Source organism: Actinomadura luteofluorescens, assembly GCF_013409365.1.
Classification (GTDB): Bacteria; Actinomycetota; Actinomycetes; order Streptosporangiales; family Streptosporangiaceae; genus Spirillospora; species Spirillospora luteofluorescens.
In genome coordinates, this window is the sequence record NZ_JACCBA010000001.1 from 8,960,464 (window position 1) to 8,984,909 (window position 24,446).

The window sequence follows — 24,446 nt, forward strand, 5'->3', positions numbered from 1 at the left end:
CACGGCAACGGCAAGCCCGAAGAATTTCGAAAAGTTTCGAACGAGCGGTCCCGTCCCACCGCTCCCGGCCGAGCCCACCCCCCGATCCAGGAGGCCATCATGGGCATCCCACCGCTGTCGCGCCGTTCCCTCCTCACCGCAGTCTCCGCGGGCGCCGTCCTGGCCGCCGCCGCGCCCCTGCTCGCCGCCTGCGGCGACGGCGACTCCGGATCGGGAGGCAAGGTGACCGTCGAGTGGATGGACATCGCGACGACCGAGCCGTCCAAGTCGCTCTATCCGCAGATAGCCAAGGCCTACGAGGCCGCGCACCCGAACGTCAGGATCAAGCTCACCAACCTGGAGAACGAGGCCTACAAGTCGAAGATGACGGCGCTGGTCGCCTCCGGGAAACTGCCGGACGTCTTCGTGACGTGGGGCGGCGGCGTGCTCAAGCAGCAGGTCGACGCGGGGCTGGTGAAGGACATCACCTCCGACGGGGCGAGCCTGCTCGGCACCATCACGCCGGTGTCGCAGAAGGCCTACCAGTTCGACGGCAAGACCTACGCCGTCCCGTACGACATGGGCATGGTGGGCTTCTGGTACAACAAGCGGCACTTCGCCAAGGCCGGGATCAAGGACACCCCGAAGACCTGGGCGGAGCTCCTGGACGCCGTCCGCAAGCTGAAGGGCGCCGGGGTCACCCCCGTCGCGCTGGCCGGCAAGGACAAGTGGCCCGGCCACTACTACTGGGCCTACCTGGCGATGCGCGTCGGCGGCATGCCCGCGATGGAGCAGGCCGCCAAGTCCAACGACTTCACCGCCCCGGCGTTCGTCCAGGCCGGACAGCACCTCAAGGAACTGGTCGACCTCCAGCCCTTCCAGAGCGGCTTCCAGAACGCCGGCTACGACGCGCCCGGCGGACAGGCCGCCACCATGGGCGCCGGGAAGGCCGGCATGGAACTGATGGGGCAGTGGGCCCCGTCGGTGGAGAAGGACGCCTCCGGCAAGGGCATCGGCGACGACCTCGGCTGGTTCCCGTTCCCGACCGTCGACGGAGGCCAGGGCGCGGTGACCGACGTGTTCGGCGGCGGCAACGGCCACGCGCTCAGCAAGGGCGCCCCCAAGGAGGCACTGGACTTCCTGACGTTCCTGATGAACGCCGAGAACGAGCGCAAGCTCGTCTCCTCGGGCGCCTTCATGCCCGTCGTCAAGGGAGCCGAGAGCGCGCTGGACGACCCGAACCGCAAGCAGGTCGCGCAGGCGCTGGACGGCTCCAGCGGGTTCCAGCTCTATTTGGACCAGGCCTTCCCGCCCGCCGTCGGGCAGCAGGTCAACGACAGCGTCGCCGCCCTCGTCGGCGGCAAGGGCACTCCGGAAGAGGTCACCCGGCAGGTCACCAAGGCGGCCAAGAGCCAATGACCTCCACGTTCCGCGGGTCCGCCCCGACCGACGACCGGCCGCGGCCCGCCGTGCGGGCCCCGCGGGGGCGGGCCCGCGGCGCGCCGGCGGGCCGGCGGCTGCGCGGCTGGATGTCCGCCACCTGGTTCCTCCTCCCGGCGCTGCTGCTGTTCCTGTTCTTCGTGCTGATCCCGATCTTCGTCGCGTTCTACACGAGCTTCTTCACCTGGGGCGGCTTCGGCCGGCCGGAGGACTTCGCCGGCCTGGACAACTACCGGAAGCTGGCCGGCGACCCCGTCTTCCGCGGCGACCTGTGGCGCGGCCTCTTCCTGGTCGTCCTGTCGATCGCCGTCCAGCTGCCGGTCGCGCTCGGCACGGCCGTCCTGCTGAACCAGCGGATGCGCGGCCGCGCCGTCTACCGGGCGGTCTTCTTCGCGCCCTACATCCTGTCCGAGGTGATCGCCGGAGTGCTGTTCGGCATCATCTTCCTGCCGGGCACCGGGCTCGCCGACACGCTCGTCCGGGACCTGCCGCTCGTCGGCGGCCTCGCAGGCGGCTGGTTCTCCGACGCCGGCACCGCGCTGCCCACGCTGTTCGCCGTCATGACCTGGAAGTACTTCGGCTTCCACATGATGATCTACCTCGCCGGGCTGCAGGGCATCCCGCCGGAGGTGCTGGAGGCGGCCTCGATCGACGGGGCCGGCCCGTGGCGGAGATTCCGCGGCGTCACGCTGCCGCTGCTCGCGCCGACGCTGCGGATCAGCGTGTTCCTGTCCGTCATCGGCTCGATCCAGCTGTTCGACCTCGTGTGGGTCACCACGACCGGCGGGCCGACGCATTCCACGGAGACGATGGCCGTCACCATGTTCCAGTTCGGGTTCAAGCGGTACCAGATGGGCTACGCGAGCGCGATCAGCGTGGCCATGTTCCTCATCAGCATGGTCTTCTCCCTGCTCTACCAGCGCTACGCGCTGCGCCGCGACCTGCAGGGCGCCGTCACCTCCGCGGGAGGCCGCCGATGAGGGCAAGCCTCGCGCGGAGCGCGTCCCGGCACACCCTGGTCTGGGTGCTCGGCTCCTTCATCGTCGTGCCGCTGCTGTACGCGGTCGTCTCCGGCTTCAAGACCACGGGCGACCTCACCACGGACCCGGTCGGGCTCCCCTCGCCCTGGAAGGTGTCGAACTACACGGGCATCCTGTCGTCCGGCGACTTCTGGCGGCAGATCGGCAACAGCGTGATGATCGCCGTGGCCACCACGGTGCTCACCGTCGCGGCGGCGGCGCTCGCGGCGTTCGCCTTCGCCCGCTACGCCTTCCGGGGCCGGGAGTTCTTCTTCACGCTGTTCGCGGCCGGCCTGATGTTCCCGCCCGCCGTGGCGGTGCTCCCGCTGTTCGTCCTGCTGCGCTCGTTCGGGCTGCTGGACGACCCGCTCGGGGTCATCCTGCCGCAGGCCGCGTTCGCGCTGCCCATCACGATCATCATCCTGCGCTCGTTCTTCCGGACGATCCCCGCGGAGCTGGAGGAGGCCGCCATCATGGACGGCTGCAGCCGGTTCGGGTTCTTCTGGCGCATCCTGCTGCCGATGGCCAGGCCCGCCCTCGGCACGGTGTCCGTCCTCGCCATCGTGACGAGCTGGAACAACTTCTTCCTCCCGCTGCTCGTCCTGGCCGACCCGAAGTGGCAGACGATCCCCGTCGGCATCCAGCAGTTCCAGGGGCAGTACTCGACGAACTACGCGCTCGTCATCGCCTACATCGTGCTGGCGATGGTGCCCGCCGTCGCCTTCTACGCGGTGGCCGAGCGCCAGCTGATCGGAGGTCTCACCGCGGGCGCCACGAAGGGCTGAGCCCCGCGGCCGATGAAAGCCTGAAAGGCCCGTTCACCGGCCGCGCGGGGCGGGGTTAGCGTCCGCTGGACAGGACTCTCCTCGGCCCGGTGACGGGAGGAACATGGGCAAGCGAAGACGAAGGGCACTGGCCGCGGGGGCGGTGCTCGGCCCCGCGATGATCGCCGGCGCGCTGCTGACGGCCGCGCCGGCGTCCGCGCACGGCGCGATGATGGTGCCCGGCAGCCGCACCTACCTGTGCTGGAAGGACGGCCTGAGCACGACCGGGCAGATCGTCCCGCACAACCCGGCCTGCGCGGCGGCGGTCGCGCAGAGCGGCCCCAACTCGCTCTACAACTGGTTCGCCGTCCTGCGCTCGGACGGGGCCGGCCGCACCCGCGGCTTCATCCCCGACGGGAAGCTGTGCAGCGGCGGCGCGGTCGTCTACGACTTCAGCGGCTACGACCTCGCCCGCGACGACTGGCCGGTCACGCACCTGACCTCCGGCGCCGGCATCGAGTTCCGCTACAACAAGTGGGCGGCCCATCCCGGAACGTTCCGTACCTACATCACCAAGGACAGTTGGAGCCCGACCAGGCCCCTCAGCTGGGACGACCTGGAGGACCAGCCGTTCTACAGCGTCACCGACCCGCCGAGCGTCGGCTCGCCCGGCAACGAGGACGCCTACTACCACTGGAACGCCAGGCTGCCGTCCGGCAAGAGCGGCCGCCACCTCCTCTACACCGTGTGGCAGCGCTCGGACAGCAACGAGACGTTCTACGGCTGCTCCGACGTCGTCTTCGACGGCGGCAACGGCGAGGTGACCGGCGTCGGCGAGGACGGCGGCGGACCGACCGACCCGCCCACCGACCCGCCCACGGACCCGCCCGGCGACCCGGGCAAGGTCTGCAAGGCCGGGTACCGCTCCATCGGCGGTTGGAACGGCGGCTACCAGGGCGAGATCACCGTCACCAATACCGGCACGCTCCCGCTCGCCGGCTGGATGGCCCACTTCACCTTCGCCAACGGCGAGACGGTCGACAGCCTGTGGAACGGCACCTACACGCAGTCCGGCCCGGACGTCACGGTCAGCAACGCGAACTACAACGGCGCTCTCGCCGTGGGCGCGTCGACCACGTTCGGGTTCACGGTGAAGGCGCCGAGCTCCCCGACCGCGCTCGAACCCCACTGCATGACCTCCTGAGGCCAGAACGGAACGTGGCCCGCGGCGTCCGACAGGGGACGCCGTGGGCCGCTCCCTTTCCGGGGCACCCCGCTCCCTTTCCGGGGCACCCCCAGGACGGGAGAGGCCCCGTGACCGGAGCGGGGTCACGGGGCCGTTTCCGTGGTGGCCGGTTACCGGACGGGCGGGTTGGCGTTCTTGAGCAGCTCCTGGAACTGGGCGGAGAACCAGTGCCCGGACAGCGGGGCGTCCGCCAGCGCGCCGCTCATGTTGTTGTTGTTACGCGGGTTGCCGGTGTACGTGGGGTCGCACATCCGGTCGAAGCCCTTGCCCTCGTCGTTCGGGATCTCCTTGCTGGCGCCGTCCGACTCGCCCGGGGGCTTCATCCACACGTAGGCGTCGATGCCGGCGGCGGGGGCCGCCTTGGGCCGCTCGCCGAGGCCCGCGCCCGCCTGGTTGCACCAGTTGCCGAGGTGGATGCGCCGGTCGGTCCGGCTGCCGTCCACGTAGGCGTCCACGCTGGTCTTCGGGCCGGGGCCGGTCGGGCGGTTCGCGCCGCCCCAGCCGTTGCGGCTCGTGTCGACCAGCATGCCGATGCCCGAGTCGAACCCGTCCTTGACGAGTTCCTGCCGGAACGCCTGCGCGTAGGACAGCTCGTCGACGTACCGGTTCCAGTCGACCCACTTGGACTGGCGGACGGACGTGCCGTTCACGCTGTCGTTGATGGTGTAGTACGGCTCCTGCAGGGCTCCGTAGTTGGCGGTGTTGGTGATGAACCCGGCGACGTTGCCCTTGGAGCCGGACGCCTGCGCGACGGTGGCGAGCAGCTGCGCGGTCGGGGCGAAGTTGTCGTCCCAGCCGATCCAGCCGTGGTGGCCGACGTCGAGGTAGTTGTAGACGTTGGAGAGGGCGCCGAGCTTCTGCAGCGCGTAGGCGACGCCCTTCTCGTAGTTGCCGTTGGCCTTCATGGTGTCGCAGTCCGGGGTGGCGGTCGGCCGGCCTCCGGCGTTGGTGATGAGGTTCGGCAGCGAGTCGATCTCCACGACCGTGACGATCCGCAGGCCGGCGTACTTCGCGTCGCCGAGGATCCCCGCGATCGGGTCGATGAACTGCGTCTTGTACTTGTCGAGGTCGTCCGGGCCGAGCTCGCCGTTGGACGCCAGCGCGGAGCAGTCACGCCCGGGCAGGTCGTAGACGACGAGCTGGACCACACCGGCGCCCTGGTCGAGGGCCTCGTCGAGGTGGGCGCGCAGGCCCATGGAGCCGTTCGCCCCCTGGATCGCGGCGATCCTGTCCAGCCACACGCCGGTCGGCTGGTTGGACACCGCGCTGCCGCCGGGCTCGGCCGCCGCCTTGGCCGACCACTCGGGGTTCACGTACGCCTTCACCCCGGCGTAGGGGTTGTCGACGCGGTTGCCCGGAGGCGGATCGGTGGGCGGGTCGGTGGGCGGGTCGGTCGGTCCCGCCGACCCGGTGCAGACGGTCCCGTTCAGCTTGAACTGGGCCGGTGCCTGGTTGGTGCCGGAGTAGGTGCCCTGGAAGCCGGGGTTGGCCGTCGCGTTGGTCGCCAGCGTCTGGGCCCAGCTCGGGCTCTTCACGGTGACGTGCTTGCCGGACTGCGCGAACGTCCCGTTCCAGCCCGAGGTCACCTGCTGGTTGCCGGCGAAGTCCCACTCCAGCGTCCAGCCGCCGCTGATCGGGTCGCCGAGGTTGGTGACCGTCACCGAGGCGGTGAAGCCCGTGCCCCAGTCGTTGGTGGTGTAGTCGACCTTGCAGCCGGCGGCCGCGCTGGCCTGGGCCTGGGCCAGCGCGACCGTGCCTGAGGCGAGCAGCGCGGCCACCGAGGCGGCCGCCGCGCCGCGGCGCAGGGCGCCGCGGCCGCTGCGCGCGGGGGGGTGTTTCATCCGGATTCCTCCATCTGGTTGGGGTGGGCTTCTTGCGGGGGGCTCAGCGGGCGGAGCGCAGGTGGTCGCGTAGTCCGGCGCCGTAGGCGGTCGGGGTGCCGTCGTAGGAACTGATCAGCGACGGGCCGCTGGAGCAGTCCCAGGTGTTCCACGTCCAGCCGAGGTAGGACGCTCCGCGCGCGTCCAGCCAGGTCATGAGCGAGTCGACGTAGGAGTGGCCGCAGGTGTTCTCGCCGATCTCGCCGGCGACGAGCGGGACCTGCGCGGCCACCAGCGCGATCTGCTGGTCCCAGCAGGACGCGTCCTTGCAGTAGTTGAAGTTGTAGGAGTGCCACGCGGCCGCCAGGTTCCCCGTGGGGTCGGACGGCTTCTGGGCGAGCCACTGGCCGAGGTCGTTGGAGTAGCTGCTGCCCGCGACCATGACGACGTTCTGCGCGCCGGTGGCGCGGACGGCGTCGAGGAGGTCCTGCATCCCGGCCGCCTCGTAGGTCAGGCCCGTGCAGGCGGAGCCGCCGTCGCGCCAGCACTTCCACGACTGGGCGTAGTCCATGGTCTGGAGGTTGTTCGGGTACGGCTCGTTGAACAGGTCGAACACGACCGCCGTGTCGCCCTTGTAGGCGGTGCCGAGCTGCTTCCAGAATTCCGTCGCGTACTGCGCGTCCGGCATCGGTTTCTGGCATTCCGCGGCCGCGGTCTGGCAATGGCTGTCATAGCCCGTCCACAATCCGCGGCTCCAGTGCAGTTCCAGGATGGGCGTGATGCCGTTCTCTTCGAGCAGCCCCACGTAATTCCTGATGGCGTTCTGGTAGGCGGTTCCGCGGTAGGCGGGATCGACGTTGTCCAAGCCCAGCCAGCAGTCGGAGTTGAGCGGCACCCGGACGGCGTTGACATTCCAGTTCCTGATCGCGGCCACCGAGGCCGCGTCCATCGGGCCGTCCCAGATGCCGTTCCCCTGGACGCAGGCGAACTCGCCGCCGGAACGGTTCACCCCGCGCAGGCGCACCGCGGCGCCGGCGGCGTCCACGAACCTGTTGCCGGAGACCTTCAGCTTGGGGGCGGCGCCGCCGGGCGGGGGAGTGGTCGGGGGATCGGTGGGCTCGCCGCCGCCGTTGCAGGCCGTCCCGTTGAGCGCGAAGGCGGTCGGCGCGGCGTTCGCGCCGCTGTAGGCGAACTGTGCTCCGGCCTGCGCGGACGCTCCGGTCGCGAGGGCCGCGTTCCAGCTCTCGTTGGCGACCGTGACGGTCTTGCCGGACTGCGTCCACCGGCCGTTCCATCCGCCGGTGAGGCGCTGGTTCCCGGTGTAGGAGTACGTCAGCGTCCAGCCGTTCACGGCCGGGCCCCGGTTGGTGATCGTGACGGCGGCGGTGAAGCCGGTGCCCCAGTCGTTGACGGTGTAGCCGACCTCGCAGGCGACCGCGGCGCGGGCCGGCGGCGCGCCGAGCACGGTCCCGGTGCCCGCGACGAGCGAGCCCGCGGCACAGATCGCGCCGGTCAGCGCGGCCACCGCGGCGGTGCGCGGGGAAAGCGATCTCATGGATCTCCGCCTTCACATCGGACGATAGAGCTTGGGAGCGCTCCCACTCCTGGACTGCGGTGAACGTAGAACGGCTCGGACGCGGGAGGGAAGCCTTGTTCCATTCCTTTCACGAAATTTCACGGCGCCTTGCGCGCGCGGTGAGCGGCGGGTCCGGGCGGTCCCCGAATTCGGTTTCCTCGCGACCCCTTGACACGATGCGCCTCCGAACAGATTCTTGGGAGCGCTCCCACTACTCCCGACCCGGTCCACCCCCTCGAAAGGCCGGGAACCCCCGAAGGGAGTGCCGCAAGCGTGACCGTCACCCACCCCCCGCACGACCCCGCCCTCCCCGACCGACCGCCCACCCTCGCCCACGTCGCGCAGCTGGCCGGCGTGTCGCCGGCCACGGCGTCACGCGTCCTGAACGGGTCCGCGCGCGTCAGCAGGGCGGCCCGCCTTCAGGTCGAGGCGGCGGTCGAGCGGCTCGGCTACGTCCGGCGCCGCAGCGGCCCTCCCGACCGGGAGTCGTCCGGCACCATCGCCGCCGTCGTCTGCGAGGACGGCTGCCGCGTCCTCGGCGACCCGTTCTTCGCGCGCCTGCTGTGGGGCGTGCGCCGCGAGCTCGGCGGCCGCGCGCCGCTCGTCCTCCTCATGGCCGGCCGGGCGGACGAGTGGCGGGCGACCACCGGCTACCTGCGCGGCGGGCGGGCCGAGGGCGTGCTGCTCGTCGGCGCCCGCCGCGACCAGGTCGCCCCGCTCGTGCAGGCCGCCGCCGGCGCCCCGGTGGTGCTCGCCGGGCGCCCCCTCGACGAGGTGGCGCTGCCGTACGTCGACGTCGACAACCGGGGCGGCGCGCACGCCGCCGTCCGGCACCTGCTGGCCTCGGGCCGCCGCCGGATCGGTACCATCACCGGGCCGGCCGACATGGGCGCCGCCGTGGACCGGCTCGCCGGCTACCGGCTCGCGGCGCGCGAGGCCGGGATGGGCGTCAACGGGCTGGTCTGCCAGGGCGACTTCGGCCGGCTGTCCGGCGAGCGCGCGATGCGCCGCCTGCTGGAGCGCCGGCCGGACGTCGACGCCGTGCTCGCCGCGTCCGACCAGATGGCGGTCGGCGCGCTGAGCGCGCTGCGCCGGGCGGGCCGCCGCGTCCCCGACGACGTCGCGGTCGTCGGGTTCGACGACGCCCCGGTCGCCCAGCAGGTCCGCCCCCGGCTGACGACCGTCCGGCAGCCGGCCGAGGACCTCGGCGCCCGGCTGGCGCGCGAGCTGCGCGCCTGCACCGGCGGCAGGCCGAACACCGAGCGCGGCGTCGTGCTGCGCACCAAGTTGATCATCCGGGAGTCCGGCTGACGGACCGGGGCCGGAGCGGTCCCCGCCCTTCGCATCTCCACCACCGCCGTGCACCGCCGGTGGTGGAGACCGCCATGCCCGGACGCCGGGCGCGACAGGAAGGAACACAGGTGAGAAGACACCAACGATGGCGCGCGTTCACGGCGGTGAGCGCGACGCTGGCCCTGCTGTGCGGCGGCCTGGGCGTGATGGCCCCGGCGCACGCCGCCGCGGCGGCGTGCAAGGTCGTCTACAAGAAGAACGACTGGGGCGGCGGCTTCACCGCGAGCATCGACATCACCAACCAGGGCGACGCGCTCGACGGCTGGAAGCTGACCTACGCCTACTCGGGCGACCAGAAGCTGGCGAGCGGCTGGTCGGCGAAGTGGTCGCAGTCGGGCCGGCAGGTCACCGCCGAGAACGAGAGCTGGAACAGGACGCTCGCCTCCGGCGCCTCGGTGAACGTCGGCGCGCAGTTCACCTACAGCGGGACGAACACCGACCCCACCGCGTTCAGCCTCAACGGCACCCCGTGCAACCAGAGCTCGTCCGCTCCGACGGTGGCGCTGACGAGCCCGTCCGCCGGCGCGACGTACTCGGTGGGCGCCGCGGTGCCGATCGCCGCCACCGCGGCGGCCGGGTCCGGCGCGACCGTGTCCAAGGTCGAGTTCTTCGACCAGGACGGGTCGCTCGGCGCCGCCGACACCACCGCCCCGTACGGGATGACCTGGACGCCCACCGCGGCCGGTTCCTACTCCGTCTACGCCAGGGTGACCGACAGCACCGGGGCGACGGCCGAGTCGGCGCCGGTGGGCGTCACGGTGACGGCCGCGGCGAGCGTCGTGGCGAGCCCGGCCGCGCTGACCGTCGCGCAGGGCGCCAAGGCCGCGTACGCGGTGAAGCTGTCGCAGGCCCCGTCCACGACGGTGACCGTGACGACGACCCGGACCGCGGGCAACACCGGCCTGTCGGTGACCGGCGGCGGGACGCTGACCTTCACGCCGCAGAACTGGTCCACCGCCCAGAACGTGACGATCACCGCGGACGCCTCCGGGACGGGCCAGGCGACCTTCACCTCCACCGCGTCCGGCTACGCGGCGGCCAAGGTCACCGCGACCGAGGTGGCGAACTCCGGCGGCACCTACACCCAGCGGTTCCTCGACCAGTACAACAAGATCAAGGACCCGGCCAACGGCTACTTCAGCCCCGAGGGCATCCCGTACCACTCGGTGGAGACGTTCATGGTCGAGGCCCCCGACCACGGCCACGAGACGACGTCGGAGGCCTACAGCTACCTGATCTGGCTGGAGGCCATGTACGGCAAGGTCACGCAGAACTGGGCCCCCTTCAACGCCTCCTGGGCGCTGATGGAGAAGTACATGATCCCGACGCACGCGGACCAGCCGACGAACTCGTTCTACAACGCCTCCAAGCCCGCCACCTACGCCGCCGAGCACCCGGAGGTGAGCGACTACCCGTCGCTGATCGACGGCAGCGTCCCGGTCGGCCAGGACCCGATCGCGAGCGAGCTGAAGTCCGCCTACGGCACCGACGACATCTACGGCATGCACTGGCTGCAGGACGTGGACAACGTCTACGGGTACGGCAACACGCCCGGCGGCGGCTGCGAGCAGGGCCCGAGCGCGGACGGCCCCTCCTACATCAACACCTACCAGCGCGGTGCGCAGGAGTCGGTGTTCGAGACCGTCCCGCAGCCGACGTGCGACAAGTTCGCCTTCGGCGGCACCAACGGCTACCTCGACCTGTTCATCAAGGACTCGTCCTACGCCAAGCAGTGGAAGTTCACCGACGCGCCCGACGCCGACGCGCGCGCCATCCAGGCCGCGTACTGGGCGAACGCCTGGGCCAAGGACCAGGGCAAGTCCGGCGACGTCTCGTCCACCGTGGCCAAGGCGGGCAAGATGGGCGACTACCTGCGCTACTCGTTCTTCGACAAGTACTTCAAGAAGATCGGCGACTGCGACTCGCCCTCGTCCTGCCCGGCCGGGTCGGGCAAGGACAGCGAGCACTACCTGCTGTCCTGGTACTACGCGTGGGGCGGCGCGAACGACACGAACGCCGGCTGGGCGTGGCGCATCGGCGACGGCGCCTCGCACTTCGGCTACCAGAACCCCCTGGCCGCCTACGCCCTGGTGAACGATGCCGCGCTCGCGCCCAAGGGCGCGACGGCCAAGGCCGACTGGGGCAAGAGCCTCACCCGGCAGCTCCAGCTCTACAAGTGGCTCCAGTCCGCCGAGGGCGCGATCGCCGGAGGCGTCACCAACAGCTGGGAGGGCAGCTACAGCGCGCCCCCGGCCGGCCTGACCGAGTTCTTCGGGATGGCCTACGACTGGCAGCCCGTCTACCACGACCCGCCGAGCAACCAGTGGTTCGGCTTCCAGGCGTGGTCGATGGAGCGCGTGGCCGAGTACTACCAGGTCACCGGAGACGCGTCCGCCAAGGCGATCCTCGACAAGTGGGTCTCCTGGGCGCTGTCGCAGACGACGGTCGACCCGTCCACCGGCGGCATCAAGATCCCGTCCACCCTCAAGTGGACGGGGCAGCCGGACGCGAACTGGTCGGCCGCCACCGGGATGCCGCCCGCCAACACCGGCCTGCACGTCTCGGTGCAGGACTACACCGACGACGTCGGCGTGGCCGCCGCGTACGCCAAGACCCTGGCGTACTACGCCGCCGAGTCCGGTGACGCGGCCGCCAAGCAGGCCGCCAAGGACCTGCTCGACGCCATCTGGAAGCACACCGACGCCAAGGGCGTCTCCGTGCAGGAGACCCGGTCCGACTACAAGCGCCTCACCGACCCGGTCTACGTCCCCTCCGGCTGGAGCGGCAAGATGCCGAACGGCGACCCGATCAACTCCAGTTCGACCTTCATGTCCATCCGCTCCTTCTACAAGAGCGACCCCGACTACGCGCGCGTCTGGGCGTACGCCAGCGGCCAGAGTTCCACGGCGCCGGTGTTCACCTACCACCGCTTCTGGGCCCAGGCCGACATAGCCCTGGCCATGGCCGACTACGGCCGCCTCTTCAACGAGTGACCCATCCGCCCGAGTGACCCACCCGCAACGAGGGCCCGTCGCGACGTCCGCCGCGGCGGGCCCTTCCGCTCGCCCACGAGGGTCGCCACCAGGGGCGACGCCCGTGTATGCGAACATATGTTCGTGTCCGCCGGTGCGACGATCCTGCATGCCGACCTGGACGCGTTCTACGCGTCGGTCGAGCAGCGGGACGACCCCGCGCTGCGGGGGCGGCCGGTGATCGTCGGGGCGGGCGTGGTGCTGGCGGCGAGCTACGAGGCCAAGGCCTGCGGCGTGCGAACGGCGATGAGCGGCGGGCAGGCCCGCCGGCTGTGCCCGCGGGCGGTCGTCGTCCGGCCGCGCATGAGCGCCTACAGCGCGGCGAGCAAGGCGGTCTTCGCGGTGTTCCGCGCCACGACGCCGCTGGTGGAGGGCCTGTCGATCGACGAGGCGTTCCTCGACGCCGACGGGCTGCGCCGCCCGCCCGTCGACGTGGCCGTCCGGCTGCGGCGCGCGATCGCCGAGGAGGTCGGGCTGCCGATCACGGTCGGGGTGGCCCGCACCAAGTTCCTCGCCAAGGTCGCCAGCGGCGTCGCCAAGCCCGACGGGCTCCTGGTGGTGCCGCCGGACGGCGAGCTGGAGTTCCTGCGCCCGCTGCCGGTGCGGCGGCTGTGGGGCGTGGGGCCCGCGACCGCGGCCAAGCTCGCCGGGTTCGGCGTGCGGACGGTCGGGGACGTGGCCGGCATGCCGGAGTCCACGCTGGTGTCGATGCTCGGCCCGGGGGCGGGCCGCCACCTGTACGCGCTGGCGCACAACCGCGACCCGCGCCCCGTGCGGGCGGGCGTGCGGCGGCGGTCGATGGGGGCGCAGCGGGCGCTCGGCCGCCGTCCCCGCACGGCGGCGGAGCTGGACGCGATGCTCGTCGGGCTGGCCGACCGGCTCGGCGGCCGGCTGCGCAAGGCCCGCCGCGTCTGCCGGACGGTCACCCTCCGGCTGCGGTTCGGCGACTACGCCCGGGCCACGCGCTCGCACACGCTGGCCCAGGCCACCGCCGAGACCTCCGCGGTCCTGGCGGCGGCGCGGGGCCTGCTCGCCGCGGCCATGCCACTGGTCGACGAGCGCGGACTGACGCTGATCGGCCTCTCGCTCGGCAACCTGCACGACGACCGCGCCGTCCAGCTCACCCTGCCCTTCGACCAGGCGATGGCGGTGGACGGCGCGGTCGACGGCGTCCGTGACCGGTTCGGCTCGTCCGCCATCACCCGCGCCGTGCTGCTCGGCCGGGACCAGGGCGACCCGGTGCCGCTGCTGCCCGACTGAGCCCGCCCGGCTGAGCCTGCCCGGGCGAGCCGTCAGGACGGCTCTACGATGCCGAGGCCGTCCGCCCCGACCTGGACGGCGGACTCGTCCAGTACCGACTCCGAGATCGGCTGGAGGCGCCCGTCCAGGTCGAGGACGGGGCTGGCCTCCTTGTACCAGGACTCGATCACGGCGTTGCCCCAGAAGTCGCGGCGGCGGTCGTCGTGCACGTTCCACCGGAACGTCTCGTGGTCCGGGTCGCCCGTGTAGTAGTCGGAGGTGTAGATCTCGACCCGGTGCCCGTCGGGGTCGCGGAGGTAGACGTAGAAGGCGTTGGAGACGCCGTGCCGCCCGGGACCGCGCTCGATGTGGTGCTCCTTGCGCAGCGAGCCGAACACGTCGGCGGTGCGCAGCACCTGGTGGGACTCGTGCGTCGCCATGCCGACGTGGTGCAGCCGGGGCCCCGCGCCGCCGGTGAACGCCACGTCGTGGACGGTCTGCTTGCGGTACATCCACGCCGCGTACAGCTCGTGCTCGTCGCCCTCGATCGTCTCCGAGCAGCCGAAGCCGAGGGACGTGTAGTGCTCGTAGGCGGCGGGGATGTCGGGCGTGCAGATGTTGAAGTGGTCCAGGCGGGCGATCTGAGCGCCGCGGTGCAGGTCGTAGCGCTGGATGAGGCGCTCCCCGCGGGCGATGTCGTGGAAGAACTCCACGGTGAAGCCGAGCGGGTCGACGACGCGGACGGCGTCGCCGACGCCGTGGGTCCCGGTTCCGGCGGGGACGCGCCGGACGGGCCGGCCGAGGGAGGCGAAGAACCGCTCGGCCCGGTCGACGTCCTCGGGCGTCCGCACCCGGTAGGCGATGTGGTCCAGGGCGGCGACGGGCCCGGAGCGCAGGACGAGAGAGTGGTGGGTCAGCTCGTCGGTGCCGCGCAGGTACACGGCGCCGGCGTCCTCGTGCTGGACGTGCAGGCCCAGCATGTCGACCCAGAACCAGCGGGCGGCGGCCAGGTCGGTGACGGCCAGTTGCGCGTATGCGGAGCGGATCACGTCGGGAGGTGTGGTCATGGTTGCTCCTAGGCGCCGAAGCGGGGCGTGTGCACCTCGCCGAGCATGACGTGCACGATCTTGGATTCGGAGAAGAAGTCGATGCTGTGCGCGCCGCCCTCGCGGCCGAGCCCGGAGTCCTTCACCCCTCCGAAGGGGGTGCGCAGGTCACGAACGTTGTGCGAGTTGATCCAGACCATACCCGAGGCGACTTCGTGGGCGATGCGGTGGCCGCGGCGCAGGTCGCCGGTCCACACGTAGGCGGCGAGCCCGTAGCGGGTGGCGTTGGCCAGTTCGACCGCCTCGCACTCGTCGTCGAAGGGCGCGACGGCCACGACCGGGCCGAAGATCTCCTCCTGGAAGATCCGGGCGTCCCGCGGGACGTCGGTGAACACGGCGGGCTGCAGGTAGTTGCCCTCCGGCAGGTGCCCCGGGCGGCCGCCGCCCGCGACCAGCCTGGCCTCCCGCCGGCCGACCTCGACGTACTCCAGGACCCGCGCGTAGTGCTCCGGATGGACGAGGGCGCCGACCTCGGTGGCGGGGTCGGACGGGAGCCCGACCCGCACCTTCTCGGCGCGCTCGGCGAGCCGCCGGGTGAACTCCTCGTAGACGGGGCGTTCCACGAGCACGCGGGACCCGGCCGTGCAGCGCTCCCCGTTGAGCGAGAAGACGCCGAAGACGACCGAGTCGAGCGCCGCCTCCAGGTCGGCGTCGGCGAACACCACGACGGGGGACTTGCCGCCGAGCTCCATGGACAGCGCTTTCAGGCCGTCGGCTGAGCACCGCATGATGTGCCGCCCGGTGTCGGTGGAGCCGGTGAACGACAGCAGCGGCACGTCCGGGTGGTCGACGAGCGCCTGCCCGGCGGCCTCCCCGAGGCCGTGCACGATGTTGACCACCCCGGCGGGCACGCCCGCCTCGGTGAGGATCTCCGGCCACAGGCCCGCCGACAGCGGCGTCCACTCGGCGGGCTTCAGCACGAGCGTGCAGCCGGACGCCAGCGCCGGGGCGAGCTTCCAGCTCTCCAGCATGAACGGGGTGTTCCACGGGGTGATCAGCCCGGCGACGCCCGCGGGCGTCCGCACGACGTAGTTGAGCTGGGTGTCGCCGACCCGGTAGGCCTCCTCGCCGAGCGCGACGATCACGTCGGCGAAGTAGCGGAAGTTCTCGGCGGCGCGGCGGGCCTGGCCGCGCGCCTGGGTGATCGGCAGCCCGGAGTCGAAGGACTCCAGCTCCGCGAGGCGGTCCTCGCGCGCCTCGACGGCGTCGGCGACGCGGACGAGGATCGAGGCGCGCTCGCGGTTGCCGAGCGCCGCCCAGGCGGGGAACGCCGCGCGGGCCGCGGCCACGGCCCGGTCGACGTCGGCGGGCCCGCCCGCGGCGGCGGTGGTGTAGCGGGTGTTGGACACGGGGTCGGCGACGTCGAAGACCGCGCCGTCGGCGCTGTCGGCGTACGCGCCGCCGATCCAGTGCCGGATGCGGTCCGGCAGCCCGGCCGGGCGGGCGGGGGAGGAGGGGAGGGACATCGTGCTCTCTTCCGGTTCGGTGCGGGAGGCTGGGGCGGCGGGTCAGATCCCCGCGGTGAGGTCGCCGCCCTGGTCGAGCAGGACTCGGATGCGCGCCCGCGCCTCGTCGGAGGGTGCGGCGAGGGGCGGCCGGACGTGCCCGGAGGGGATGCGGCCCTGCCGCTCCAGCACCCACTTGGCGGGTGCCGGGTTCGTCTCGACGAACAGCACGTCCACGAGGGGGTGCAGCCGGTAGTGCAGGTCGCGGGCGGCGGCGTGGTCGCCCGCCGTCCACAGCTCGTACATGCGGGCGACCGCGGCGGGCGCGAGGTTGGCGACGGCGCTGACGAACCCGGCGCCGCCGAGGGCGAGCAGCGGCAGACACAGCAGCTCGATGCCGGACCAGACGAGCAGTTCGGGCCCGCAGGCGTGCAGGACGCGGGAGAAGTGCTCGAAGTCCTTGGTCGTCTCCTTGATCCCGACGACGTTGTCGAAGTCGGCGAACAGCCGCCGGACGGTCTCGGGCGCGATGTCCACGGCCGTCCGGGACGGCACGTTGTAGATCACCAGCGGCAGGTCGGGGAACTCGCGCGCCACGGTCGCGTACCAGTCGTACAGGGCCCGCTGGGTGGGCCGCGCGTAGTACGGGGTGATCACCAGGGCGGCGTCGGCGCCGGCGTCGCGGGCCGCGGCGGTGATCTCCAGCGTCTCCTCCAGCTTCGCCGAGCCGGTGCCGGGCAGGAACGGGACGCGGTCCGCGACCTCGCCGGCGGCGGTGCGGATCGCGGCGATCCGCTCGGCGGCGGTCTGGCTGCTCGGCTCCCCGGTGGAACCGCCGAGCGAGATCCCGTGCGAGCCGGACTCCAGCTGCCAGCGGACCAGCCCGCGCAGCGCGTCGTGGTCGACGGCGCCGGCGGCGGTGAACGGTGTGACGACGGGCGCGATCGACCCGCGGATCGCGGCCGGATCGGTGCGGAACTTCAACTCATCGCTCCTCGGTTGGGGTTCGTCGGCCGCCGCGGCGCCAGGCCTCGTAGGCCTCCCGCCGGCGCGGCCCGAGCGGGTACAGGCCCTCGACGGGCTCGCCGGCGGCGACGCGCTCGGCGATGAAGCGCTCCTGCGCCTCCTGCTCGGCCGCGTCCTCGGCGAGCCCGCGCACGAGGTCCGGCGGGATGACGACGACGCCGTCGGCGTCGCCCACCAGGACGTCGCCGGGCTGGACGAGCGCGCCCCCGCAGGCGATCGGCAGCCCGGTGTCCCAGGGGACGTGGCGGCGCCCGAGCACGGCCGGGTGCGCGCCCGCGTGGAAGACCGGCAGGTCCAGACCGGCGACGGCGGCGCTGTCGCGGAGCCCGCCGTCGGTGACGACCCCCGCCGCGCCGCGCCGCAGGGCGCGCAGCGCGAGGATGTCGCCGATCGTGCCGGAGGAGGCGTCGCGGCGCGCGTCCATGACCAGCACCTGGCCCGGTCGGAGTTCCTCGACGGCCCGCTTCTGGGCGTTCATGCCACCGCCGTACCGCTCGAACAGGTCCTCGCGGAGGGGCAGGTAGCGCAGCGTGTGCGCGGTGCCGACCATCTTCACCGCGCCGCCCGCCGGGTGGACGCCGTCGACGGTCATGTGCTGGAGGCCGCGCTTGCGTATCTGGGAGCTGAGCGTGGCGGTCGACAGGCTCCGCAGCGCGGTCGCGGTCGCCTCGTCCAGGACGGGCTCGCGCGTGTGGGCCGGGCCCCAGGCATCGGCCCGGACGGCGTCGTCGACCCGGGGCATGGCGCCCCACCCGGGAAGCGGGTCCGCGTCGGCGACCGTGTTGGACAGGCGCCCGGTGGTGGCGGTCCCGGCGGTCACCTCGACCTCGACGACGTCGCCGGGGGAGACGACGGAGGCGCCGGCGGGGGTGCCGGTGAGGATGACGTCCCCGGCTTCGAGGGTGACCAGCCGGGAGAGGTCGGCGACCAGGTCGGCGAAGGGGAACAGGAGCGTGTCGCTGGTGTCGTCCTGGACGACCTCGCCGTTCACCCAGGTGCGGACGCGCAGCGCGCGCGGGTCCAGGCCGCGCGCGTCGAGAAGCCGGGGCCCGAGGGGGGTGAAGCCGTCCGAGCCCTTGGAGCGCAGGTTGGAGCCCCGGTCGGCATAGCGAAGGTCGTGCACGCCGGCGTCGTTGGCGGCCGTCACCCAGCCGACGTGCTCCCAGGCGTCCCGCGGCGCGACGCGGTGCGCGCGCCGGCCGACGACCAGGGCGATCTCGCCCTCGAAGGTCATCAGCTCGCAGCCCGCGGGGCGGTTCAGCGGGTCGCCCGTCCCGGCGAGCGAGGACGGCGGCTTGAGGAAGTAGGACGGCTCGGCGGGGATCCGGCCGCGCTCCTTCGCCCGCGAGGGGAAGTTGAGGTGCACGGCGATGATCTTCGAGGGCCGGTTGCCCAGGGGGTGCGGCACGGGGGCTCTCTCCTGTGACGGGACGGGACCGGACCTCGCGGACGAGGTCACGAAGAAATCGTATATGAAGTCATGCACGATGACGAGAGCAGGGTCGTCCCGACTTCGATCGTTCCAATCGGGGGCCGGACGCGACGGGGGACGAAGCCCCCGTGCAGTATGATCGCAAATCGTATGCGAAATCCTCTAGGAGGTGCTTGACGGATGCGCGACCTCGCCGCTCGCACGTTCACGCCGGACAGCCCGGCGGACGCCCCGCCCGTGCTGCTCGTCCACGGCTTCGGCTCCGACGGGCGGGCCGACTGGATCGAGACCGGGATGGTCGACGCCCTGACCGCGGTCGGGCGGTCCGTCATCGTCCCGGACCTGCCCGGACACGGGGACAGCCCGGCGCCCGCCTCCGCGGGCGAGGCCACCGCGCCCGCCGTCGCCGCCGCCCTGGTGGCGATCCTGGACCGGGCGGGGGCCGAGACGTTCGACGCGGTCGGCTACTCGCTCGGCGCCAGGATCGCGTGGGAGCTGCCGTCGGCCGCGCCGGGGCGGATGGAGCGCGCCGTACTGGGCGGTCTGAGCCCCGTCGAGCCCTTCACCGCCGTCGACATCGACGCGTTGCGGCGCGCCGTCGACGAGGGCACGGAGTGCGACGACCCGTTCACCGGCGCCATCGCGGCCATGGTCAGGGCGCAGGGCGACCGCGCCGCAGGGCTCGCGCTCTGCGTCGAGGGCCTGCGCGCGACGCCGTTCGAGGGCGGCCCGTGGAACGCGAAGGTTCTTCCCGTCTTCGTCGTCGGAGAGAATGATGAGTTGACACGAGGAATCGGCCGGCTCGCCGAGGAGCTCGGCGAGGCGGAACTGGTCACCGTGCCCGGCGCCCACCACGAGGTGCCGGGCGGGCCGCACTGGCGTGTGGCCGTCCTGGACGCGCTGTCGCGGTGACCGGGCCGGCGAACACGTCCGGGGTGCGGGCCGAGGATGAGGAGAACCGGGTGAGTGCCGCGAGGAAGCAGGACCAGACCAAGGAGAGCAAGGCCGAGTTCTGCTACGAGCTGCTGCGGTCGCGCATTCTCGAAGGCACCTACGTGCCCGGATACCGGCTGGTCATCAACCAGCTCGCCCAGGAGACCGGGGTCAGCACGATCCCGTTGCGCGAGGCCCTGCGCCGGTTGCAGTCCGACGGGCTCGTCGAGGTGGTGCGCAACGTCGGCGCCCGCGTCGCGGTCTTCGACGCCGAGCAGGTCGAGCACACGCTGCAGATCCTCGCCCGGCTGGAGGGCTACGCCACCGCGATCTCCGCGCCGCTCATGACGGCCGCGCACATCGACGCCTCCCGCAAGATCAACGACCGGATGGTGGAGGCGCTGGAGGAGTTCGACCCGACCGCGTTCACAGCGCTCAACCGCGAGTTCCACTTCTCGATCTACGAGCACTGTCCGGACGCGCACCTGCGCTCCCTGCTCGAAGCCGAGTGGACCCGGCTGGACCACATGCGCCGCTCGACCTTCAGCTACGTCCCCGGCCGCGCCCGCCGCTCCGTGGTCGAGCACGGGCACATCCTCGACCTCATCACCGGGGGCGGCGACCCGGCCGAGATCGAGCGCATCGCCTGCGCCCACAAGAACGCCACCGCCGACGCGCTCCACAGCGCGCACCCCGTCCCGCACAAGTGACCTTAAGGCCGGACGCGCCGTTCCCACCGGGCGAGGGATGGGGAACGGCGCGTCCGAGTCCTGAACGCCGGCTACACGAGCAGCTGGCCGCCGTCCACCTGGATGACCGCGCCGGTGATGTGGTTCGCCTGGTCGGAGGCGAGGAACAGCACCAGCGGGGCGATGTCGTCCGTCGTGGCGATCCTGCTGAGCGGGATGCGCGACTCCCAGGCGGCGCGGGCCTGCGGGTCGTCCATCAGCCCGGCCGTCATCGGCGTGTGGACGGGCCCCGGCGCGACGCCGTTGACCCGGATGCCGTGGCCGGCGAGCTCCAGCGCGGCGGTGCGCGTGAGGGCGTCCACGGCGGCCTTGGTGGCCTCGTAGTGGCCGAGGCCGGCGGTGGGCTGGCGGGCGCCGATCGAGCTGATGTTGACGATGCGGCCGCGCGTGCCGCTCTCGATCATCTGGCCGGCGACCGCCTGGGTGACGGTGAACGTGCCGCGCAGGTTGACCGCGACGACCGTGTCGAACACCTCCAGGGGCAGCGAGACCAGCGGGCCGCCGCCCGCCACCACGCCCGCGTTGTTGACCAGCACCTCGATCGGGCCGAGCGCCGCGGTCGCCTCCGCGACGCCCGCGGTGACCGAGGCGGCGTCGGTGACGTCCATGGTGACGGCGCGGACGTCCAGTTCCCCGGCGGCGCGCGCGGCGGCCCCGGCGTCCCGGTCGGCGATCGTCACGCGGTCGCCGGCGGCGGCGAACGCGGCGGCGACGGCGCGGCCGATGCCGCTCGCGCCGCCCGTGACGAGGACGGCGCGCCCGGCGCTCACCGGGCCTCCGCGACGATGACGCGCGGGCTGGCGGGCAGGGCGCGGGTCTCCACCGGCTCCCAGCCCGCGGCGGTCAGCCAGCCGCGCACCTCGGCCTCGGGGTAGACGACGGTCCCGTCGATGACCAGGTACTCGCCCGCGTGCAGGGCGTCGATGACGCGCTGGTCGGGGTCGTCGTCCAGGAAGAAGTCGAGCAGGACGAGCGTGCCGCCGGGGGCGGCGGCCTGCCGGGCCCGGCGGATCATCGCCCGGTTCCGCTCGGCGTCGAAGCGGTGGACGACGTGCTCCAGCAGGACGAGGTCGAAGCCCTCGGGGACGTCCCCGGTGAGCGGGTCGGCCTCCACGACCTCGCTGCGTCCGCCGAGACCGGCGTCGAGCAGGGCCTTGCGGGCGAACTCCGTGAACTGGCCGGGCGCGAGGAACGTTCCGTGCGCCTGCCCGGCCGAGCGGAGCGCCTCGACGAGGAACGCGGCGGACAGGCCGCCGTAGTCCAGGATCCGGGAGTAGCGGGTGAAGTCGAAGTTCTCCGCGAGCATCCTGGCGTGCAGCGCGTTGTAGGTCATCACGCCGTTCATGAAAGTCCGCATCCGGTCGCCCGCCAGGTCGAGCGGCTGCGGCTCGGCGCTGGCCGTGGTCGCCCCGAAGCCGAGCCAGTGCGGGTAGCTGATCGCGTCCAGGAAGGCCAGGAACGGGCGCAGGTCGACGCCGTCGCCCTCACCGGACAGGTAGGCCGCGGCGGCGGGGGAGTTGGCGTAGCGGCCGTCCTCCCGCGCCAGCAGCCCGAGGCCGGCGAGGCCGTCGCCGAGGATGCGGGCGGTGCGCTCCGGCATCCCGGCCCGGCCGGCCAGCTCGGCCGCGGTGGCCGGGCCGCCCGCGAGCGCGGCGAACACGCCCGCCTCGCTCGCCGCGAACAGCTGCTTGGCGGCCATGTAGCCGGTGGCGACGCCGAGGATGCCCGAGGGGTCCGGAGAGGAATGCGCCATGGAAGTGGTCTCCTTCAGGTAAGAATATGCCAGATAGTATACGATCGCTGCGTCAGCGGCCAGGGGGCCCGGCCCACGGCCGATCTTCCTCATCGGAGGTCATGATGGAGTTCGCAGAACGGGCGCCGCGCAGGCGCCTCGGCGTGGGCGGCCCCGAGGTCCCGCTCCTGGCGCTCGGCTCCTGGAACACCTGGGACCGCATGGACCGCGACGACGCGGCCGAACTGCTGCGCCTCGCCGTCGACCGGGGCGTCGACCTGTTCGACGTCGCGCACTACAACTTCGGCCCGCACGCTGAGAACGCCCAGACGGACGTGTTGTTCGGGCAGGCCGTACGCGACGCCGGCCTCGCGCGCGAGGACTACATGCTGTGCGGAAAGCTCTGGCTCTGGGAGTACCCCGCGTCCTCGTTCGCCGAACAGATGCGGGTCTCTCTCGACCGCGTCGGCACCGACCGCGCCGACATGGTCGTGGTCGGCGACTTCATGGAGCGCCCGGACCTGCGCGCCGTGGTGACGGACGTGGCCGAGCAGGTGCGCACGGGCGGGTTCGCGCACTGGGGCGTCAACAACTGGTCTGCCGGGGACGTGCTGTTCGCCTGCCGGTTCGCCGCCGCCGAGGGCTTGGTGCCGCCCTCGTTCGCGCAGCTGAAGTACAGCCTGGTCCGCCGGTCCGTGCCCGAGGGGGTGCCGTTCGGGACGCTGTTCACCGGCGAGGGCCTCGCCCTGCAGGCGTCGGACGTCCTGGAGGGCGGGATCCTCGCCGGCAGGCTGCACCCCGAGCGCAAGATCGGCGCCGACCCGGGAGGCATCCGCGACCGGATCCGCGCCGTCGTTCCCGAGGTCGGGCGGATCACCGAGCGCTTCGGCGCCACGCCCGCGCAGCTCTCGATCGCGTACTGCCTGGCCAACCCGGCGGTGGCGAACGTCCTGGTCGGGGTCACGAGGCCGGCGCAGCTGGAGGACAACCTCGCCGCCCTCGCCCTGTGCGCCCGGCGCGGCGACGAGCTGCGCGCCGCCCTCGCCGGGCTGTGGCTGGACCGGGACGTGGTCGACCCGTCGGCGTCCTGGGGCACCGACGCCCCCGTCCGCGCCTGACGCCGGGCGCCCTAGGCCTCGTAGACGACCTCGCCGTCGAGGACGGTCATCGCCACCGGCACCGAGGGCAGGGCCTGCGGTTCCACGGCGAACAGGTCGCCGCCGAGCACGCACAGGTCGGCGGCCTTGCCCGGCTCGATGGAGCCCTTGACGTCCTCCTCCCCGTCCTGCCAGGCGGGCACGGCGGTGTACGCGCGCAGCGCCTCGGCCAGGGCGAGCCGCTGCGCCGCCCCCCGCACCGCGCCGTCGAGGCCGCGGCGGGTGACCGCCGCGGCCATGCCCGCGCGCCAGTCCGGGGTGAGGACGGGGGAGTCGGAGCTGAGGCACAGCGGGACGCCCGCGTCGAGCGCGTCGCGCAGCGGCCAGGCGTCCCGCAGGGCGTCCTCGCCGAGCGCCGCGGCGAGCATCGGCTCGGTGGCCACCGGGATGCCCGCCTGGGTGTTCAACCCGATCCGGTTCGAGGCGAGGACGGTCAGCGTCGCGGGGGCGAGCAGGTCGCCGTGGATGACGTAGTGCCGGGCGTCCCGCCCGTCCCGGCCGAGGGCCGCCGCGCACGCGTCCGCCACGACGCGGGTCGCGCGGTCGCCGGTGGCGTGCACGCCGATCTGGTGCCCGGCGTCGTGCGCCGCGTCGATCATCGCGCGCAGGGCCGCCTCCCGCTCGCCGTCGGAGCCGCCGTCGACCAGCAGGGCGCCGTGGGAGCCGTCGGTGTAGGGGCGGTCGGTCCAGGCGCTGCGCATCGGCGGGATCCCGTCGGCGAAGATCTTCACGCCCGCGACCCGGAACCGGCCGGGGACGCCCGCGGGCGGCGTGAAGTCGCGCAGGCCCGCCAGCAGGTCCGCCGCCGTGCTGCGGCCGTCCAGCTCCCCGAACAGCATCAGCGCGGTGACGCGGGCCTTCAGCCGGCCCTGCGCGGCCAGCTCGGCGTAGTCGCGCAGGGCGCCGGAGCCGAAGCAGCCGCTCGGGCCGCCGTCCTCGCCGGGTCCCAGGCCGGGCTCGGTGTAGCTGGTGATCCCGAGGGAGGCCAGCAGGTCGGCGGTGCGCAGGATCGCGCGGCGCCGGTCCTCGGCGGTCTCCAGCCGCGCCGGCGCCTCGTGCGCGTGCCCGCCGGAGGCGGCCAGCTGGTCCATCAGCAGGTTCGGCCACATCGCGCCGAGCCACACCCCGTGCAGGTGCGAGTCGTTGATGCCCGGCAGCACCGACCCGCCGTCCAGCGGGACGACCCGGGTGCCGGGGCCGATCAGGGGCGCGACCTCGTCCGCCGTGCCCACGCGGGCGATGCGCCCGCCGCGCACCGCGACCGCTTCGGCGAGACGGTCCCGGGCGTCGACCGTGTGGACCCGGCCACCGGTCAGGACGAGGTCGGCGGCGGAAACATCCGGCATATCCTGCTCCAACTCTGGACACCGTCGATGGGCTGCAATTAACGTACACGGA

At 72.7% G+C, this 24,446-nt stretch carries 19 protein-coding genes; 10 read left to right on the top strand and 9 right to left on the bottom strand.

Going from position 1 to position 24,446, the window contains the following annotated elements:
• Nucleotides 1-99: 99 nt before the first annotated feature.
• The 4 genes from BJY14_RS41290 to BJY14_RS41305 all read left to right on the top strand — a co-directional run bounded on the left by BJY14_RS41290 (nucleotide 100) and on the right by BJY14_RS41305 (nucleotide 4,406).
• Nucleotides 100-1,398, top strand: coding sequence for an extracellular solute-binding protein (locus BJY14_RS41290; protein ID WP_179848555.1), 1,299 nt, complete (start codon nucleotides 100-102; stop codon nucleotides 1,396-1,398).
• Nucleotides 1,395-2,399, top strand: coding sequence for a carbohydrate ABC transporter permease (locus BJY14_RS41295; protein WP_179848556.1), 1,005 nt, complete (start codon nucleotides 1,395-1,397; stop codon nucleotides 2,397-2,399). Before BJY14_RS41290 ends, BJY14_RS41295 begins: the two co-directional genes overlap by 4 nt.
• Nucleotides 2,396-3,223, top strand: coding sequence for a carbohydrate ABC transporter permease (locus BJY14_RS41300; protein ID WP_179848557.1), 828 nt, complete (start codon nucleotides 2,396-2,398; stop codon nucleotides 3,221-3,223). The genes BJY14_RS41295 and BJY14_RS41300 overlap by 4 nt, the downstream gene beginning before the upstream one ends.
• A gap of 103 nt (nucleotides 3,224-3,326) precedes the next feature.
• Entirely contained in the window at nucleotides 3,327-4,406 is a 1,080-nt protein-coding gene (locus tag BJY14_RS41305; RefSeq protein ID WP_179848558.1) for a lytic polysaccharide monooxygenase, read from the top strand.
• A 152-nt stretch (nucleotides 4,407-4,558) separates the two neighbouring features.
• Here the strand turns inward: BJY14_RS41305 and BJY14_RS41310 are convergent, their stop codons facing one another.
• Nucleotides 4,559-6,289, bottom strand: a complete 1,731-nt coding sequence (locus BJY14_RS41310) for a glycoside hydrolase family 6 protein (RefSeq protein WP_179848559.1) — start codon at nucleotides 6,287-6,289, stop codon at nucleotides 4,559-4,561.
• Nucleotides 6,290-6,332: 43 nt separating this feature from the next.
• On the bottom strand, nucleotides 6,333-7,823 hold the full coding sequence (locus BJY14_RS41315; RefSeq protein WP_179848560.1) for a cellulase family glycosylhydrolase: 1,491 nt from the start codon (nucleotides 7,821-7,823) through the stop codon (nucleotides 6,333-6,335).
• 294 nt (nucleotides 7,824-8,117) lie between these two features.
• On the opposite strand from BJY14_RS41315, the gene BJY14_RS41320 reads away from it, so the two are divergent.
• The 3 genes from BJY14_RS41320 (at nucleotide 8,118) to dinB (ending at nucleotide 13,489) form a co-directional block, all read left to right on the top strand.
• Entirely contained in the window at nucleotides 8,118-9,155 is a 1,038-nt protein-coding gene (locus BJY14_RS41320; RefSeq protein WP_179848561.1) for a LacI family DNA-binding transcriptional regulator, read from the top strand.
• 110 nt (nucleotides 9,156-9,265) lie between these two features.
• Nucleotides 9,266-12,190, top strand: a complete 2,925-nt coding sequence (locus BJY14_RS41325; RefSeq protein WP_312879720.1) for a glycoside hydrolase family 48 protein — start codon at nucleotides 9,266-9,268, stop codon at nucleotides 12,188-12,190.
• A 123-nt stretch (nucleotides 12,191-12,313) separates the two neighbouring features.
• Nucleotides 12,314-13,489, top strand: a complete 1,176-nt coding sequence (dinB, locus tag BJY14_RS41330) for a DNA polymerase IV (RefSeq protein ID WP_218905827.1) — start codon at nucleotides 12,314-12,316, stop codon at nucleotides 13,487-13,489.
• A gap of 32 nt (nucleotides 13,490-13,521) precedes the next feature.
• On the opposite strand, the gene hpaD is transcribed toward dinB, so the two are convergent.
• Genes hpaD through BJY14_RS41350 form a run of 4 tightly spaced genes read right to left on the bottom strand, consistent with a single transcriptional unit; the run spans nucleotide 13,522 to nucleotide 18,453 of the window.
• Nucleotides 13,522-14,535, bottom strand: coding sequence for a 3,4-dihydroxyphenylacetate 2,3-dioxygenase (gene hpaD, locus BJY14_RS41335; protein ID WP_179848564.1), 1,014 nt, complete (start codon nucleotides 14,533-14,535; stop codon nucleotides 13,522-13,524).
• Nucleotides 14,536-14,543: 8 nt separating this feature from the next.
• Nucleotides 14,544-16,040 carry a 5-carboxymethyl-2-hydroxymuconate semialdehyde dehydrogenase gene (gene hpaE, locus BJY14_RS41340; RefSeq protein ID WP_179848565.1) on the bottom strand — a complete coding sequence of 499 codons (1,497 nt, stop codon included), beginning with the start codon at nucleotides 16,038-16,040 and terminating at the stop codon, nucleotides 14,544-14,546.
• Nucleotides 16,041-16,082: 42 nt separating this feature from the next.
• Nucleotides 16,083-17,003, bottom strand: a complete 921-nt coding sequence (dapA, locus tag BJY14_RS41345) for a 4-hydroxy-tetrahydrodipicolinate synthase (RefSeq protein ID WP_179848566.1) — start codon at nucleotides 17,001-17,003, stop codon at nucleotides 16,083-16,085.
• A 1-nt stretch (nucleotide 17,004) separates the two neighbouring features.
• Nucleotides 17,005-18,453 (bottom strand): fumarylacetoacetate hydrolase family protein, encoded by a 1,449-nt coding sequence (locus tag BJY14_RS41350; protein WP_179848567.1) that lies wholly within the window; start codon nucleotides 18,451-18,453, stop codon nucleotides 17,005-17,007.
• A 204-nt stretch (nucleotides 18,454-18,657) separates the two neighbouring features.
• Between BJY14_RS41350 and BJY14_RS41355 the strand changes: the two genes are divergently transcribed.
• Both BJY14_RS41355 and BJY14_RS41360 read left to right on the top strand, forming a co-directional pair.
• Nucleotides 18,658-19,389: an alpha/beta fold hydrolase gene (locus BJY14_RS41355; protein WP_179848568.1), complete on the top strand. Its 732-nt coding sequence runs from the start codon at nucleotides 18,658-18,660 to the stop codon at nucleotides 19,387-19,389.
• 50 nt (nucleotides 19,390-19,439) lie between these two features.
• Nucleotides 19,440-20,120: a GntR family transcriptional regulator gene (locus BJY14_RS41360; RefSeq protein WP_179848569.1), complete on the top strand. Its 681-nt coding sequence runs from the start codon at nucleotides 19,440-19,442 to the stop codon at nucleotides 20,118-20,120.
• Nucleotides 20,121-20,191: 71 nt separating this feature from the next.
• Here BJY14_RS41360 and BJY14_RS41365 read toward each other — a convergent pair whose 3' ends face one another.
• A complete protein-coding gene (locus BJY14_RS41365; RefSeq protein WP_179848570.1) occupies nucleotides 20,192-20,929 on the bottom strand; it encodes an SDR family NAD(P)-dependent oxidoreductase in 738 nt (245 codons plus the stop codon).
• The gene (locus BJY14_RS41370; RefSeq protein ID WP_179848571.1) at nucleotides 20,926-21,912 is read right to left on the bottom strand and encodes a methyltransferase; all 987 of its coding nucleotides are present in this window, start codon (nucleotides 21,910-21,912) and stop codon (nucleotides 20,926-20,928) included. The genes BJY14_RS41365 and BJY14_RS41370 overlap by 4 nt, the downstream gene beginning before the upstream one ends.
• A gap of 101 nt (nucleotides 21,913-22,013) precedes the next feature.
• On the opposite strand from BJY14_RS41370, the gene BJY14_RS41375 reads away from it, so the two are divergent.
• Nucleotides 22,014-23,009, top strand: coding sequence for an aldo/keto reductase (locus BJY14_RS41375; RefSeq protein ID WP_246396305.1), 996 nt, complete (start codon nucleotides 22,014-22,016; stop codon nucleotides 23,007-23,009).
• A gap of 11 nt (nucleotides 23,010-23,020) precedes the next feature.
• Here BJY14_RS41375 and BJY14_RS41380 read toward each other — a convergent pair whose 3' ends face one another.
• Complete coding sequence (locus tag BJY14_RS41380; protein ID WP_179848572.1) at nucleotides 23,021-24,394, bottom strand: amidohydrolase; 1,374 nt, start codon at nucleotides 24,392-24,394, stop codon at nucleotides 23,021-23,023.
• Nucleotides 24,395-24,446: the final 52 nt, after the last annotated feature.